The organism is Nocardiopsis prasina DSM 43845 (genome assembly GCF_000341265.1).
Lineage (GTDB): Bacteria > Actinomycetota > Actinomycetes > Streptosporangiales > Streptosporangiaceae > Nocardiopsis > Nocardiopsis prasina.
In genome coordinates this window covers 34884-49650 of record NZ_ANAE01000082.1, presented here as the reverse complement: position 1 = coordinate 49650, position 14767 = coordinate 34884, and the positions used below count along the sequence as shown (strand labels likewise).

The window sequence follows — 14767 nt, the reverse complement described above, 5'->3', positions numbered from 1 at the left end:
GGGTGAAGAGGCGAGGTACGCAGTGTCGGAACCGGTGCCGTCGATACGAACGTCCGACGCCGAGCGGGACCGCGTGGCGGGGCTCCTCCAGGAGCACTTCGCGCAGGGCCGGTTGGACCACGAGGAGTTCACCGAACGCCTCAGCCAGGCCTACCGGTCCAGGACCGTGGAGGAACTGGCCGTGGTGACCCGGGACCTGCCCGAGCGTGACCTCGCCGACGTCGGCCGGGCCCCGCTGGCCGACGCCGCGGCCCCGCCCCTGCGGTTGCGCGACCCCGCGCTGATGGTGCCGTGGGTCCTCTACGGCGGCGTCAACCTCCTGTGCTTCTTCATCTGGATGATCCTCTACTTCACGACCGGGGCCAGCTACCCTTGGTTCCTGTGGGTCCTCGGCCCGTGGGGGATCATGATGTCCGTCGTGACCTTCGGGGTGCTCGCCGCCCAGCGCGGCCAGGGCGACGACTAGGACGCCCGCCGACCGTGTAGGGTTCTGTGCCCTCCGGTTAGGAGTACTTGCCCGAAGGGGATAGACTGTCACTGCCCATACGCGGGCTGTTGGGTCAGTCTGCCTTCTTTGTGCCACGTCATTCCACTCGACGTACGCTCTCTCGCAGTTGGCCCGAGCTTCCAGTGTGTTCAGGCTCTGACGACCAGGACTTCTCCGGTCGTCCGGGCTCTCGTGTCATGCGAGGCCACTGGGGTCGCGTCGGGTTGTCATGATCAACCAATTGATGAGCGAGGCGTGGAGGACATGGCGAAGAAAGACGGCGCCATCGAGATCGAGGGTTCCGTTGTCGAGTCGCTACCCAACGCTATGTTCAAGGTAGAGCTCGACAACAAGCACACGGTCCTTGCCCACATCAGCGGCAAGATGCGGATGAACTACATCCGTATTCTCCCCGACGACCGCGTCGTCGTGGAGCTGAGCCCGTACGACCTCACGCGCGGGCGCATCGTTTACCGCTACAAGTAGCCCGTCAGGGGCCGCACGGCCCAAGACTGGTGATGTGATGAGTTCGGAGTCACCATGAAGGTCAAGCCGAGCGTGAAGAAGATCTGCGCGAAGTGCCGCGTGATCCGCCGTAACCGTCGGATCATGGTCATTTGCTCGGACCCGCGCCACAAGCAGCGCCAGGGCTAGCACCCCGGTTCGCTCGTCGCGGCTTCCGCACAGCGAGGACCCGGTGGGGTACCACCCCAGCCGGGCACGTGAAACAACGAAAACCTGTTCCGATCTCCCGCCGTCGAGGACGCGCGGGGGAGAACCCCCGGTCGGAGGCCGGGGCCTCGTCGATTGGGCGACGAGAGGATGGAACGGGTCAGACCTCCGCATATGCATGGATGGAGTCTCGCCCACATGGCACGTATTGCCGGCGTTGACCTCCCCCGCGACAAGCGGGTGGAGATCGCTCTCACTTACGTTTTCGGGGTTGGCCGTACCCGCGCCCTCGAAACCCTGAAGAACACCGGTGTCGACGGGAACACCCGCGTCTACCAGCTGTCCGAAGAGGACCTGGTCAAGCTGCGCGAGTGGATCGACGCCAACTACCAGGTCGAGGGTGACCTGCGTCGCGAGGTCCAGGCCGACATCCGTCGCAAGATGGAGATCGGTAGCTACCAGGGCATTCGCCACCGTCGTGGCCTTCCGGTCCGCGGTCAGCGCACGCAGACCAACGCCCGTACCCGCAAGGGCAAGAAGAAGACCGTGGCCGGCAAGAAGAAGGCCGGCAAGAAGTAGTCCGCCTCGGACCTGTCAACCGCGTCCGAGAAGATACACACGGACCGATGATCTCTGGGAGTTTCGCTCATGCCGCCTAAGGGCCGTCAGGGTGCCGCGCGCAAGGTGCGCCGCAAGGAAAAGAAGAACATTGCCCACGGGCACGCTCACATCAAGAGCACGTTCAACAACACGATCGTGAGCATCACCGACCCCACCGGTGCGGTGATCGCCTGGGCCAGCTCGGGTCAGGTCGGCTTCAAGGGGTCGCGTAAGTCCACCCCCTACGCCGCGCAGATGGCCGCCGAGGCCGCTGCCCGCCGCGCCCAGGAGCACGGTGTCCGCAAGGTCGACGTCTTCGTGAAGGGCCCGGGTTCCGGCCGGGAGACCGCCATCCGTTCGCTTCAGGCGACCGGTCTCGAGGTGGGCTCCATCCAGGACGTCACCCCGGTTCCGCACAACGGCTGCCGCCCGCCGAAGCGCCGCCGCGTCTGATTGGCACCGGTGCCCGCGCCTCCTACCGCGCGGGCACCTCGTGGTGCGGTCCGCCACCGCCCCCTGTGGGTAAGCGGGGCGGACCGGGTAGGAATCCGAACAGGGGACATCACCGCTCCGGTGGTGTCCGTCCGGTGGCCGTCAAATAGCGGGCGGCCATGTGGAAGGGAAGTCACGGACCATGTTGATCGCACAGCGTCCCACGCTCACCGAGGAAGTCGTCTCGGACCTGCGTTCGAGGTTTGTCATCGAGCCGCTGGAGCCGGGTTTCGGCTACACGATCGGTAACTCTCTCCGTCGTACGCTGCTGTCCTCCATCCCCGGTGCGGCTGTCACCAGCATCCGCATCGAGGGCGTCGAGCACGAGTTCACCACCGTGCCCGGGGTCAAGGAGGACGTCACCGAGATGATCCTCAACCTCAAGGGTCTGGTCGTCAGCTCCGAGCACGACGAGCCGGTGCTGATGTACCTGCGCAAGCAGGGCCCCGGTGTGGTGACCGCCGCGGACATCGCTCCGCCGGCCGGTGTCGAGGTGCACAACCCCGACCTGCACATCGCCACGCTGAACGGCAAGGGCAAGCTGGAGATGGAGCTGACGGTCGAGCGCGGCCGCGGTTACGTCTCGGCGACGCAGAACAAGCAGCAGGGCCAGGAGATCGGTCGGATCCCGATCGACTCCATCTACTCGCCGGTGCTGCGTGTGACCTACAAGGTCGAGGCCACCCGTGTCGAGCAGCGCACCGACTTCGACCGCCTGATCGTCGACATCGAGACCAAGCCGGCCATCCGTCCCCGTGACGCCGTGGCCAGCGCGGGCAAGACCCTGGTCGAGCTGTTCGGTCTGGCGCGTGAGCTCAACGTCGACGCCGAGGGCATCGACATGGGCCCGTCGCCCACGGACGCCGCGCTCGCGGCGGACCTGGCGCTGCCGATCGAGGACCTCAACCTCACGGTCCGGTCCTACAACTGCCTCAAGCGTGAGGGCATCCACAGCGTTGGTGAGCTGGTTGCCCGCTCCGAGCAGGACCTGTTGGACATCCGTAACTTCGGTGCCAAGTCCATCGATGAGGTCAAGCAGAAGCTCATCGACATGGGCCTGTCCCTGAAGGACTCCCCGCCCGGATTCGACCCCAGCACCGCGGCCGACTCCTACGGCTCCGAGGACGACGAGGGTGAGTCCTTCGTCGAGACGGAGCAGTACTAACCTTCGTCGCCCAAAGGTCCCCGGCCGAGTGCGGCCGTGGACCGCATCACTAGGAGAACGACACCATGCCCACGCCTACTAAGGGCGCCCGTCTGGGATCCGGGCCCGCTCACGAGCGGCACATCCTGGCGAACCTCGCCACCTCGCTGTTCCAGCACGGCCGTATCCGCACCACGGAGGCCAAGGCCAAGCGCCTGCGTCCGTACGCCGAGAAGCTCATCACGCTCGGCAAGCGCGGCGACCTGCACGCCCGTCGTCAGGTGCTGACCAAGATCACGGACAAGTCCGTGGTGCACGAGCTCTTCACCGAGATCGGCCCGCGCTTCGAGAACCGCCCCGGTGGTTACACCCGTATCACCAAGATCGGTCCGCGTAAGGGCGACAACGCCCCGATGGCCATCATCGAGCTGGTCGAGGCGCTGAACGCGCCCGCCGCTCCGGCCGCCGCTCCCGCCGAGGAGACCGCCACGGCCGAGGACACCGCCACGGAGGCCCCCGAGGCCACCGAGGAGAGCTCCGAGAGCAAGTAGGGCCGACGTGCGCCGGGCCCCGGGGCCCGCGCGCCAGGCTCGTCGAGTGCCCGACCCTCGCGGGGGTCGGGCACTTCTTCTTTTCACGGGTCACCGGCAGGACCGTCTCGGCGGTGCCGGTGGCCCTGGCGCGTCCGGAGGGGCGCGCCAGGGATGCGGGGTGGGGATGGACGAGAACGAGACGACCGTCCGGCTGCGACTGGACATCGCCTATGACGGAACCGACTTCTCCGGGTGGGCGACCCAGCCGACCCGGCGCACCGTGCAGGGTGAGCTGGAGTCCGCGCTGGCGAAGGTGCTGAGGCTCCCGTCTGCCTCGGTGACGTGCGCCGGACGCACGGACGCCGGTGTGCACGCGCGTGGCCAGGTGGCGCAGGTGGATGTGCCGCTCGCGACCTGGGAGAGCGAGGGGGAGCGGGTGCTGCGCAGGCTCGCCGGTGTGCTGCCCCGGGACGTGCGGGTCAACGCCGTCCGGGTGGCGCCGCCGGGGTTCGACGCGCGCTTCTCGCCCCTGTTCCGCCGCTACGTGTACCGGATCAGCGACGCCCCCTACGGTGTGGAGCCGCTGCGGCGGCGGGATGTGCTGTGGCACCGGCACCCGGTGGACGTGGACCGGATGAACGAGGCCGCAGCCCTGTTGGTCGGCGAGCACGACTTCGCGGCCTTCTGCAAGAAGCGCGAGGGGGCCACGACCATCCGTGAGCTGTTGCGCCTGGAGTGGGTGCGGGAGGAACCGCACCTGATCGCGGGGACGATCCAGGCCGACGCCTTCTGCCACAACATGGTGCGTGCCCTCGTGGGGGCGCTCCTGGCGGTGGGGGACGGACGCCGGGGGGTGGAGTGGCCGGGCCGGGTCCTGGGCGCCGCCGTACGCGACTCCTCGGTGCACGTGGTGGGTCCGCAGGGGCTGAGCCTGGAGGAGGTGCGCTACCCGGCCGACGAGGAACTGGCGGGCAGGGCGAGCCTCACCCGTCGCGTGCGCGAGCTGCCCTGCAAGGGGCACGCGGAGTAGACGCTCGTCTCCGGGCATGCGGGTGCGGGCGCAGAGCCCAACCCCCCGATACGTCAAGTAGAGCTGGAAACGCCGGACGGCGCCACCCTGGTCCACTGTCTGTGGACAACCAGGGTGGCGCCGTCCTCGTGTGCGGGTCCGGGCCCCGTCAGGCGCGGTCGTCGGCGAGTGCCCCGTGCACGGTCTCGATGAACCCCTCGCCGATGTCGCGCAGCTCGGTGGCGTCGCCGCCGTCCTCGGAGCCCTCGTCGCTGCCGTCGCTGTTGGCGGACAGGGAGAAGAGGAGGTAGCGGCCCCACTGTCCGCTGCTGCCGTGGCCGCCCGAGTAGCCGAGGCGTTCGGCAGGGGTGCCCTCATCGCCGGGCAGCCCGGCGAACCACTCCGCGCCGACCAGGTCCTGGGCTCCCAGAGCGGTCTCGGCCTCGGAGTCGCTCGGCATGGCGGCGATCCCGACCGTGACCGCGTGGTTCTGGTCCTCGCTCAGGTACGAGGCGCGCACCAGTTGGCGGCAGTCGTTGTCGGCGAGCACCTGGCCGTAGTCGCCGTGGGTACCCGCGGCGCAGTCGTCGCTGTCGTCGACGGCGACCCGGCTGAACGTGCCCTGACCCTCGACCTCGATCTCCTCGGGGAAGAGGCCGTCCGCGGCGAGGGCCCCGGAGTCGGCTCCCTCGTCGGAGACCGGGGTGGCGCCGGAGCCGCCGGAGCCGAAGTAGAAGGCGCCGCCGCCAGCGATCGCGAGGAGGGCCACGAAACCCGCGCCCATGAGGACGAGCTGGCTCCGGGGCCGCTTCCGTGCGGGCCGGTCGTCGTAGTCGTCGTAGTCGTCGTACTCTTCGTAGTCGTCCCGCACGCTCTGGACGTCGAACTGGGCGGTGTCGGCCCCGGCGTCCTCGGGCACCTCGTCCCGGTAGAGCGGGCGGTTGGCGCCGGAGGGGCTGGCGGCGGGAACCGCGCGCAGGTTCTGGGTGGCGCCCATGGCGTCGTCCGGGAAGACCGGATCCTCGGCGGGCCTGGGCGGCTCGGGCTGCTGTGCTGGGTAGGCGGGCGGACGGTTGCCGCCCGAGGGCGCGCCGTGCGGTGGCATGCCGGGCGCACCCGGGCCTCCGGGGCCCCCGGGAGCACCGTGGGCGCCGGGGGGAAGGGAGTTCGGCGGGGGCGGGATGGGCCCGCGCATGGACGGCTGGCCGCCCGTGGGCATCGCCTGGGGCGCGCCAGGCGGAACCTGGGGACCCGTGCCGGGGTGTCCCGGGTGAGGGCCGGGCTGATCCGGGTGGTGGCCCGGATGCTGTCCGGGCGGGGGCTGCGGCGGGCGGCCCTGCGCGTGCGGGGGCACCGGGGCACCCTGCCCGGGGTGTGGCGCGCCGGGAGGCAGGGGCTGGCCGGGGTAGGGCTGGCCCGGCGCCTGCGGTCCCGCGACCGGGCGCCCGGGGCCCTGCGGGCCGCCCTGGGGCGCACCCGGGGGCACGTTGGGGCCGCTCTGAGTGAGATGTCCCATTCCGGGGTGGCCGCCGGTGGGTCCGGCCGGGCCTCCGAACGGGGGTCGTCCCTGCTGCGGGCCGCCGTGGTGCGGCGGCGCCTGCGGACCGTTGGGTCCGGTGTGCTGCGGGGGTTGGGGGCCGCTGTGTGCTCCGGGAACGCCCTGCTGACCGGTGCCGCCTTGCGGGGGTTGGGGGAACTGACCGTGCGGGGGAGGGCCCGCGGCGGGCGGCGGCGCCTGTGGGCCGCTCGGACCGGCGTACGGCGGGAACTGCGGGCCGGAGGGGCCCGCGGCGGGCGAACCGTGCGGCCACTGCGGTCCGGATGTGGAATGCTGGCCGTCAGACTGGGAGGGCGCCCCGAGCAGGTCCCGACCGTCGCCTGCCTCCGGCTGGAGAGGTCGTCCGTCTGGGCCGTACTGAGGCGGGTTCGGATGGGTGCTGATGGGAGTCTCCGAAGGCTCTGGGAGTGGGACTGGGTCGCGGCTCGCCGTGGCCCGTGGCCTGTGTCCGCCTCGTGGCTTTCGTACCGGTTGGGCGGACGCTCGGCGATCGTGACGGGCGTCTCCAAGGTGCGGGGCACCGCCCGTGGTACCGGGCGGATACCGGCCTTTCGGTGCAAGCGTAACCAACGCGCGGGCGAGGGCAGGACGAAGCACTCCCGGCGACAGGCATAATAAAAGGCGGAGAGGTCACGGATGTGAACCCGTCCCGGCGCTTTCCCGCCAGACGTATCCCATCGGTCGGCCCTGCGCGCGCTTTGACCTGCGTTAGGGTGGACAGGTAGGGTATTTCGTCGTTGTGCGTTGAGTTGCCGTGGGCCCCAAACTCCCGAAGCTGGGTGCCGATCCACGCACCATCGTCTGCGCACTCACGACCGGGTCGTCCTGATTGGACATGGGACATCCGGCCAAGTAACAGCCCCGCACCCGCGGGGGCTGTTCGGCCCCGCACCCGTAGGGGTGTTCCTTAATACGAGTCCACCATCCCGTTCGGGATGGGGCAGCCGACTGGAAGAGCGAAGGCGAACGATCGTGCGCACATACAGCCCCAAACCAAACGATGTCCAGCGTCAGTGGCACGTTGTCGACGCTACCGATCTCGTGCTCGGGCGTATGGCGAGCCAGGTCGCCACGCTGCTTCGGGGCAAGCACAAGCCCTACTACGCGCCCCACATCGACACCGGCGACTTCGTCATCGTCGTGAACGCCGAGAAGGTCGCCCTGACCGGCAAGAAGCTGGAGCAGAAGCGGGCCTACCGGCACTCCGGTTACCCTGGCGGTCTGCGTTCGATCGCGTACGCCGACCTGCTGGAGAAGAACCCCGAGCGCGCCATCGAGAAGGCCGTCAAGGGCATGCTCCCCAAGGGCTCCCTCGGTCGTCAGATGGGCAAGAAGCTCAAGGTGTACGCCGGTGCGGAGCACCCGCACCAGGCCCAGCAGCCGGTCCCGTTCGAAATCAAGAAGATCGAGCAGCCCGCGTAGGCGTTCGCAGACTTTTACAGGAAGCACGAGGATAACCGTGGTCGAGCCCACCGGCATCGAAGACGTCGAGCAGGAAATCGCCGAGAACCCGGAGGAGTTCCCCTCCGAGTACACGAGCGAGTCGGACGAGACGACCGCCGCCTACGTTCCCACCGCGTCCGGCCCCAGCGCCGGTACCGGTCGGCGTAAGCAGGCCGTCGCCCGCGTTCGCATCGCCCCCGGTTCGGGCGAGTGGAAGATCAACGGCAAGCCGCTTGATGTCTACTTCCCGGACAAGGTCCACCAGCAGACGGTCAAGGACCCGTTCGTCTCGCTCGGGTTCGACGGCGCCTACGACGTCTTCGCCCGTCTTGACGGCGGCGGCACCAGCGGCCAGGCTGGCGCCCTGCGTCACGGCATCGCCCGTGCGCTGGCGACGCTGGACGCCGAGAACAACCGTCCGACCCTGAAGAAGGCCGGCTTCCTCACCCGTGACGACCGCGAGGTCGAGCGGAAGAAGGCCGGTCTCAAGAAGGCGCGCAAGGCTCCGCAGTTCTCCAAGCGCTAATGCTCATGCGCCGACTCCTGCGCGGCTGAGCTTTGGCCCGTACGTCGTTCCCTCTGTCGGGGACGGCGTACGGGCTTTTGGTTTTTCCGGTGGCTTTCTCCGCCACGCTGAACTTCACCGGCGCCGGCTCTCTCCGGTGCCGCTTTCGAAAGGGGCTGTCGCCTGTGGCTCGGCTGTTCGGAACCGACGGCGTACGCGGTCTCGCGGGACGAGACCTGACCGCTTCGCTCACCTTGGAACTGTCCATCGCGGCGGCGAGGGTCCTGGCCGCGACCGACGGTGACCGTCGACCGCTGGCCGTGGTCGGACGCGACCCACGCGCGTCCGGGGAGTTCCTGGAGGCCGCGGTCGTCGCGGGTCTGGCGAGCACTGGCGTGGACGTGGTCAAGGTCGGTGTGCTGCCCACCCCGGCCGTGGCGTACCTCACCGGTGCCCTGGGCGCCGACTTCGGCGTGATGCTCTCGGCGAGCCACAACCCGGCCCCGGACAACGGGATCAAGTTCTTCGCCCGGGGCGGGCAGAAGCTCGAGGACTCTCTGGAGGAGGAGATCGAGGGCATGCTCGGCGTGCCCTCGACCCCCGCCGTGGGTGACGCGGTCGGCCGCGTCACCGAGTCCCACGACGGTGCGGAGCGGTACACCCAGCACGTCCTGGACTCCCTGCCGCACCGCCTGGACGGGCTCAAGGTCGTCATGGACTGCGCCCACGGCGCGGCCAGCACGGTCGCCCCCGAGGCGCTGCGCCGGGCGGGCGCGGAGGTCATCGCGATCGGTGACCGGCCGGACGGGCACAACATCAACCAGGGGTGCGGTTCCACCAGCCTGGGGTCCCTCCAGGAGGCGGTGCGGCTGCACGGCGCTGACGCGGGTATCGCCAACGACGGCGACGCCGACCGCTGCCTGGCGGTGGACTCCGAGGGCAACGTGGTGGACGGCGACCAGATCCTGGCGATCCTGGCCACGGAGGCCAAGGAGGCCGGGCGCCTGGAGAAGGACACCCTCGTGGTGACGGTCATGTCCAACCTCGGTCTGAAACTGGCGATGGCGCGCGAGGGCGTCGCCGTGGTGGAGACCGCGGTCGGTGACCGCTACGTGCTGGAGGAGATGAAGCGCGGCGGGTTCGGGCTGGGCGGCGAGCAGTCCGGCCACGTGATCCTGCTGGACCACGCCACCACCGGCGACGGTCTGCTGACCGGTCTGCACCTGCTGGCCGCCATGGCACACCGCGGGCAGGGCCTGGCGGAGCTGGCCAAGGTCATGACGCGTCTGCCGCAGATCCTCATCAACGTCCCGGACGTGGACAGGTCCAAGGCGGCCGAGTCCGAGGAACTGGCCGCCGCCGTCCGCAAGGCCGAGGCCGAGCTGGGCGAGACCGGCCGGGTTCTCATCCGGCCGAGCGGGACCGAGCCGAAGGTCCGCGTGATGGTGGAGGCCCCCGAACAGGAGCAGGCCGCGGCCGTGGCCGAGCGCCTGGCCGGGGTGGTGCGCACCGCTCTCGGGTAGGGGCTCCTCCCACGATCCCTGCGCGCATCCGGGCACACAACGGCCCGGGTGCGCGTTTTCGTGTGTGTGCGGTGTGGTGGGGCGGGCCCGGACGGGCCGGTCCCTAGGGTCGGATGACCGGGGCCGTGGGGTCCCCGGCCGGTGGAGTGGAGCGGGCATGATGACGGACGCGCGGTACGGGCACTCCCTGACCGTCGGTGTGGACATCGGCGGTACGAAGGTCGCCGCCGGGGTGGTCACTCCGGGCGGGAGGGTGCTGGCACGGCTGCGGACGGAGACCCCGGAGCGCAGCAAGAGCCCCACTGTGGTGGAGGACACGATCGTGTCCGTCGTGTCCGAGCTGCGCAGGGAGTACCGGGTGCGGGCCGTCGGCGTGGGCGCCGCCGGGTTCGTCGACGAGCGCCGTTCCCGGGTGCTGTTCGCTCCCCACCTGTCGTGGCGTGAGGAGCCGCTCAGGGACGCGCTGTCGGTGCGCCTGGGGCTGCCCGTGGTGGTGGAGAACGACGCCAACGCCTCGGCGTGGGCCGAGGTACGGGCCGGGGCGGCGCGGGGTGTGGACGACGTCGTGGTGGTGAACCTGGGGACGGGGATCGGCGGCGCGATCGTCCTGGGCGGTCAGCTCAGACGCGGGCGGTACGGGTTGGCGGGGGAGTTCGGTCACATGACGGTGGTGCCGGGCGGGCACCGCTGTGAGTGCGGGAACCGGGGCTGCTGGGAGCAGTACGCGAGCGGTAACGCGCTCACTCGTGAGGCCCGTGAGCTGGTGAGGTCGGAGTCCCCGGTGGCCGAGGTGCTGTGGCAGGCGGTGGGCGGGGACCCGGCGCTGATCACCGGGCCGCTGGTGAGCGAGCTGGCCCGGAAGGGGGACCGCGCCTGCCGCGAACTGATGGAGGAGGCGGGCGGGTGGCTGGGCGTGGGGCTGGCCAACCTGGCGGCCGCCTTCGACCCGGAGCTGTTCGTGATCGGCGGGGGCGTGTCCGAGGCGGGGGAGCTGCTGCTCGACCCGGCGCGGAACGCGTTCGCGAAGGGGCTGACCGGTCGCGGCTACCGGCCGGAGGCCCGGGTGGTCGCCGCCGCCCTGGGCAACGAGGCGGGGCTGGTGGGCGCCGCCGACCTCGCGCGCGAGGCCCTGCCGAGGGGGCGCGGACGCCGCCGCCAGCAGCGCCTGGGCAGGGCCCGCTGGTGAGGGTCAGCGCCGAGGGGCCAGCGCCCGCACGTCGACGTCGATCGGGAAGGGCACGTCCAGCTTGAGCCGCTCCCGGGCGATGGTGGTCGGGACGTAGCGGGGATCACGGCCCCCGTCGAGTTCGTACACGTGGATCGCGGGCCCCGTCTCCTCCGGTTCGATCCGCCAGAAGTGCGGGATCCCGGCTGCCGCGTACTTCATCGGCTTGGTGGTGCGGTCCCGCTCCCGGGACTCCGGGGAGACGATCTCGACCGCGATGAGAACGTCCTCGGGCGGGACGTGGGTGGCCTGGTACCAGTCGAGGTGGTCGTCCTTCCCCTCCTCGAACTCGTAGACGAGGATGTCGGGCTCGGGGCGCTGGTACTTGCCCAGCTTCATGGTCATCTCCAGAAGGATGTCGACGTTCTTCGGTGCCGCTTCCTCCAGAGCGTTGGCCAGGTGGCGCATGACGTGCGAGTGAAAACGGGTCTGGGGGGAAAGCAAGACGAGCGCTCCGTCGATGAGTTCCATCCGGGGTACTCCCGGAGGAAGTCGGTCCATGGCATCAGCGGTCCAGCCCCCGGGCGGGGTGAGGAACCAGTCGGGGAGCGGCTCGGCCATCGAATCCTCCTGGGTCGATTCCTGGGGCCACTCTAGTGTCGCTGTTCTTCGCATGACAGGAAGGTAGCGCTGAGTGACGACAGAAGAACACGCCTTGCTGATACCCGCTCTTGCGGGTTCCAACGGCGCTGGTCACGGTGCTACCCGCGATTAACCGAACCCGGTTCTAGTGTGCGGGTCACATTCTCTGTAGAGTGCGGCCATGGATCTCAACGGAATCTCCGCCCTCGTCTCGGGCGGCGCCAGTGGCCTCGGTGAGGCCACCGCCAGGGAACTCGCCTCCGCCGGTGCCACCGTCGTCGTCGCCGACCTCAACGCCGAGCGCGGCGAGGCGGTCGCCAAGGAGATCGGTGGCGTCTTCGTCTCCACCGACGTCTCCCAGGAGGACCAGGTCAAGGCCGCCGTCCAGGCCGCGGTCGACACCGGCAAGCCCTTCCGGGTCGCGGTCTCCTGCGCCGGGATCGGCTGGGCCACCCGCACGGTGGACCGCAGCGGCAACCCCCACGACCTGGACAGCTACCAGAAGGTCATCCAGGTCAACCTCATCGGCACGTTCAACGTGCTCCGGCTGTCGGCCGCCGAGATCGCCAAGACCGAGCCGGTCAACGAGGACGGCGAGCGCGGCTCCATCCTCAACACCGCCTCCCTCGCGGGCATCGAGGGCCAGATCGGCCAGATCGCCTACTCCTCCTCCAAGGGCGGCGTGATCGGCATGACCCTCCCGGCCGCGCGCGACCTCGCCGCGATCGGCGTCACCGTCAACACCATCGCCCCCGGCATCCTGGAGACGCCCATCTACGGCGACGGCCCGGGCTCGGAGGAGTTCAAGCAGCGTCTGGCCGCCCCGGTGCCCTTCCCCAAGCGCCTGGGCACCGCCAAGGAGTTCGGCAAGCTCGCCCGGACCCTGCTGGAGGTCAGCTACGTCAACGGCGAGGTCGTCCGGATCGACGGCGCCCTGCGCATGCCCCCGAAGTAGGAGGACACCGTGTCCGACGAGGTTCTCTACACGGCTGAGGACGGCGTCGCCGTCATCACCATCAACCGTCCCAAGGCGAAGAACGCCGTGAACGCGGCGGTCGCGGCGCGCATCGCCGAGGCCCTCGACGACGTGGACGCCCGCAAGGACGTCAACGTCGCGATCATCACCGGCGCCGGCGGCACCTTCTGCGCCGGAATGGACCTCAAGGCCTTCATGCAGGGCGAGGTCCCCGTGGTCGAGGGGCGCGGGTTCGGCGGTTTCGCCGAGCGCGGCCCGAGGAAGCCGCTGATCGCGGCGGTCGNGGAGAAAGCCGCTGATCGCGGCGGTCGAGGGGTACGCCCTGGCGGGCGGGTTCGAGGCGGTGCTCGCCTGCGACCTGGTCGTGGCGGCGGACGACGCCAGGTTCGGCATCCCCGAGGTGAAGCGCGGTCTGGTCGCGGGAGCCGGTGGCCTGCTGCGCCTCCAGCACCGCATCCCGCGCAACATCGCGATGGAGTTCGCCCTGACCGGTGACTTCGTCGGCGCGGGGCGCCTGGCGGAGCTGGGCCTGGTCAACCAGGTCACCGAGAGCGGCGGCGCCCTGGAGGGCGCCCGGGCCCTGGCCGCCCGGATCACCCCCAACGGTCCGCTGGCCCTGCGGGTCTCCAAGGAGATCATCCAGGCCTCGGACGACTGGTCCACGGACCAGATGTGGGAGCGGCAGAACGAGCTGGCGGGCCCCGTGTTCGTCAGTCAGGACGCCATGGAGGGGGCGATCGCCTTCGCGGAGAAGCGCGACCCCGTCTGGAAGGGCGAGTAGCGCCCACCGGAACCGCGACGGCGGCCGTTCCCTGAGGGGCGGCCGCCGTCCGCGTCCCCCGAACCATGAGTTCCGGAGTGGTCACTCTCCGTGTGTAGCCTGGGGTCTCCATCCCGAACGCCAAGGAGAAGGCTTCGTGACCCTCATTCCCACTGGGAGCCGCCCCGCTACCCGGGTCGGGGCGCCCACGATCCTGGCGGTGGCCGACACCTCGGAGCGGGTCGGACTCACCGTGGCCATGCTCGACCGGCTCTCCGGGGCCGGGACCACCGTCGGGCTCGCGGTGGCCCGCACCGACCGCACCCCCTCCCCGGCCCGTATCCGCGACGCGACCGAGGGCAGCCGCCAGGCCGGTCTGCGCGTGCCGGTGCTCACGGCGCGCCAGGTCCGCTCGCTGGTCCGGCGCCACCGCCCGGGCGTGGTGCTGCTCAACTGTTCCGGTCCGCTCGTGGAGACGCTGTCCTGCTCCCTGAGGTCCGTGCTGCGCCGGTACCGGCCGGTGGTGGTGTCCGCGCTGCCCGCGCTGTCACTGCCCGCGGTCGAGGGCGAGTGGCTGCACCGCTCCAGGGTCGACCTGCTCGTGGCGCACAGCCGTCGCGAGGTCGCCGAGTACTCCACCTTGGGCGAGCGTCTCGGCGTCCGCGGCGAGGTGGGGCTGGGCAGCCTTCCTCTGGGCAGAGGCAACGCGGACCGGGGGACCCGGCGCGACCGGGTCGTCTACGCGGCCCACCCCGGGGCTCCGGACACCGAGCGGGGGCGCAGGAGCGTCCTGCTCGCCCTGACGGAGCTGGCCGAGAGCCGCCCCGACCTGGAGGTGGTGGTCCACCTCGGCCACGAGCCGGGGAACCGCCACCCGTTCGTGGAGTCCTGGCGCTCGTTGGTCCGGGCCGACCTGGCCGAGGACCACGTGCTGGTCTTCCGCTCGGGGCGGCTGTCCGACCAACTGGACCGGGCGCGCGGCCTGGTGGCGGTGGGTTCGAGCCCGGTGGTCGAGGCCCTCGCGCACCGGGTGCCGACCCTGGTCCTCACCGACTTCGGGGTGGGTCCGGGGCAGGGCAACGCGGTGTTCGAGGACAGCGGACTGTTCGGCACCCTGGCCGACGTGCGGGCCACCCGCTTCCGGCGGCCCAGCCGTGGGTGGGGCGAGCAGAACCACTTCCACCCGTCCGAGGACGACGACTGGGTGGACCGGCTGCGCGTCCTGCACGGGCGCTCGCTCCGGGGTGAGCTCGGCTGA

Annotated in this window: 16 protein-coding genes and 1 pseudogene; 15 read left to right on the top strand and 2 right to left on the bottom strand. The window is 70.4% G+C overall.

The features are described 5' to 3' along the window. The first annotated feature begins 22 nt into the window (after positions 1-22). The 8 genes from D452_RS0104640 (at position 23) to truA (ending at position 4958) form a co-directional block, all read left to right on the top strand. Complete coding sequence (locus D452_RS0104640; RefSeq protein WP_017542986.1) at positions 23-466, top strand: DUF1707 SHOCT-like domain-containing protein; 444 nt, start codon at positions 23-25, stop codon at positions 464-466. A gap of 285 nt (positions 467-751) precedes the next feature. After that, on the top strand, positions 752-973 hold the full coding sequence (gene infA / locus D452_RS0104635; RefSeq protein WP_017578623.1) for a translation initiation factor IF-1: 222 nt from the start codon (positions 752-754) through the stop codon (positions 971-973). A gap of 54 nt (positions 974-1027) precedes the next feature. After that, positions 1028-1141: a 50S ribosomal protein L36 gene (gene rpmJ / locus D452_RS29420; protein WP_082206327.1), complete on the top strand. Its 114-nt coding sequence runs from the start codon at positions 1028-1030 to the stop codon at positions 1139-1141. 216 nt (positions 1142-1357) lie between these two features. Then, entirely contained in the window at positions 1358-1738 is a 381-nt protein-coding gene (gene rpsM / locus D452_RS0104625; RefSeq protein WP_017542983.1) for a 30S ribosomal protein S13, read from the top strand. A 69-nt stretch (positions 1739-1807) separates the two neighbouring features. Beyond that, positions 1808-2212, top strand: coding sequence for a 30S ribosomal protein S11 (gene rpsK / locus D452_RS0104620; RefSeq protein ID WP_017542982.1), 405 nt, complete (start codon positions 1808-1810; stop codon positions 2210-2212). Positions 2213-2393: 181 nt separating this feature from the next. Next, positions 2394-3416 (top strand): DNA-directed RNA polymerase subunit alpha, encoded by a 1023-nt coding sequence (locus D452_RS0104615; RefSeq protein WP_017542981.1) that lies wholly within the window; start codon positions 2394-2396, stop codon positions 3414-3416. A gap of 65 nt (positions 3417-3481) precedes the next feature. Further along, positions 3482-3946, top strand: coding sequence for a 50S ribosomal protein L17 (rplQ, locus tag D452_RS0104610; RefSeq protein WP_017542980.1), 465 nt, complete (start codon positions 3482-3484; stop codon positions 3944-3946). Between the two features lie 166 nt (positions 3947-4112). After that, complete coding sequence (gene truA / locus D452_RS0104605; protein ID WP_017542979.1) at positions 4113-4958, top strand: tRNA pseudouridine(38-40) synthase TruA; 846 nt, start codon at positions 4113-4115, stop codon at positions 4956-4958. A gap of 148 nt (positions 4959-5106) precedes the next feature. Here the strand turns inward: truA and D452_RS0104600 are convergent, their stop codons facing one another. After that, a complete protein-coding gene (locus tag D452_RS0104600; RefSeq protein ID WP_040693110.1) occupies positions 5107-6042 on the bottom strand; it encodes a hypothetical protein in 936 nt (311 codons plus the stop codon). A 1425-nt stretch (positions 6043-7467) separates the two neighbouring features. Between D452_RS0104600 and rplM the strand changes: the two genes are divergently transcribed. From rplM to D452_RS0104575, 4 genes are all read left to right on the top strand, one after another. Then, positions 7468-7917, top strand: coding sequence for a 50S ribosomal protein L13 (gene rplM, locus D452_RS0104590; RefSeq protein WP_017542977.1), 450 nt, complete (start codon positions 7468-7470; stop codon positions 7915-7917). Between the two features lie 37 nt (positions 7918-7954). Beyond that, positions 7955-8464 carry a 30S ribosomal protein S9 gene (rpsI, locus tag D452_RS0104585; protein WP_017542976.1) on the top strand — a complete coding sequence of 170 codons (510 nt, stop codon included), beginning with the start codon at positions 7955-7957 and terminating at the stop codon, positions 8462-8464. Positions 8465-8628: 164 nt separating this feature from the next. Next, a complete protein-coding gene (gene glmM / locus D452_RS0104580) occupies positions 8629-9966 on the top strand; it encodes a phosphoglucosamine mutase (RefSeq protein ID WP_017542975.1) in 1338 nt (445 codons plus the stop codon). A gap of 157 nt (positions 9967-10123) precedes the next feature. Then, positions 10124-11152, top strand: coding sequence for an ROK family glucokinase (locus D452_RS0104575; protein WP_017542974.1), 1029 nt, complete (start codon positions 10124-10126; stop codon positions 11150-11152). Positions 11153-11155: 3 nt separating this feature from the next. Here the strand turns inward: D452_RS0104575 and D452_RS0104570 are convergent, their stop codons facing one another. Next, a complete protein-coding gene (locus D452_RS0104570; RefSeq protein WP_017542973.1) occupies positions 11156-11752 on the bottom strand; it encodes a Uma2 family endonuclease in 597 nt (198 codons plus the stop codon). Between the two features lie 202 nt (positions 11753-11954). On the opposite strand from D452_RS0104570, the gene D452_RS0104565 reads away from it, so the two are divergent. From D452_RS0104565 to D452_RS0104555, 3 genes and pseudogenes are all read left to right on the top strand, one after another. Further along, on the top strand, positions 11955-12728 hold the full coding sequence (locus tag D452_RS0104565) for an SDR family NAD(P)-dependent oxidoreductase (protein WP_017542972.1): 774 nt from the start codon (positions 11955-11957) through the stop codon (positions 12726-12728). 9 nt (positions 12729-12737) lie between these two features. Continuing rightward, positions 12738-13530 (top strand): annotated as a pseudogene (locus D452_RS27695) (crotonase/enoyl-CoA hydratase family protein). Positions 13531-13666: 136 nt separating this feature from the next. Continuing rightward, a complete protein-coding gene (locus D452_RS0104555) occupies positions 13667-14767 on the top strand; it encodes a DUF6716 putative glycosyltransferase (RefSeq protein ID WP_017542969.1) in 1101 nt (366 codons plus the stop codon).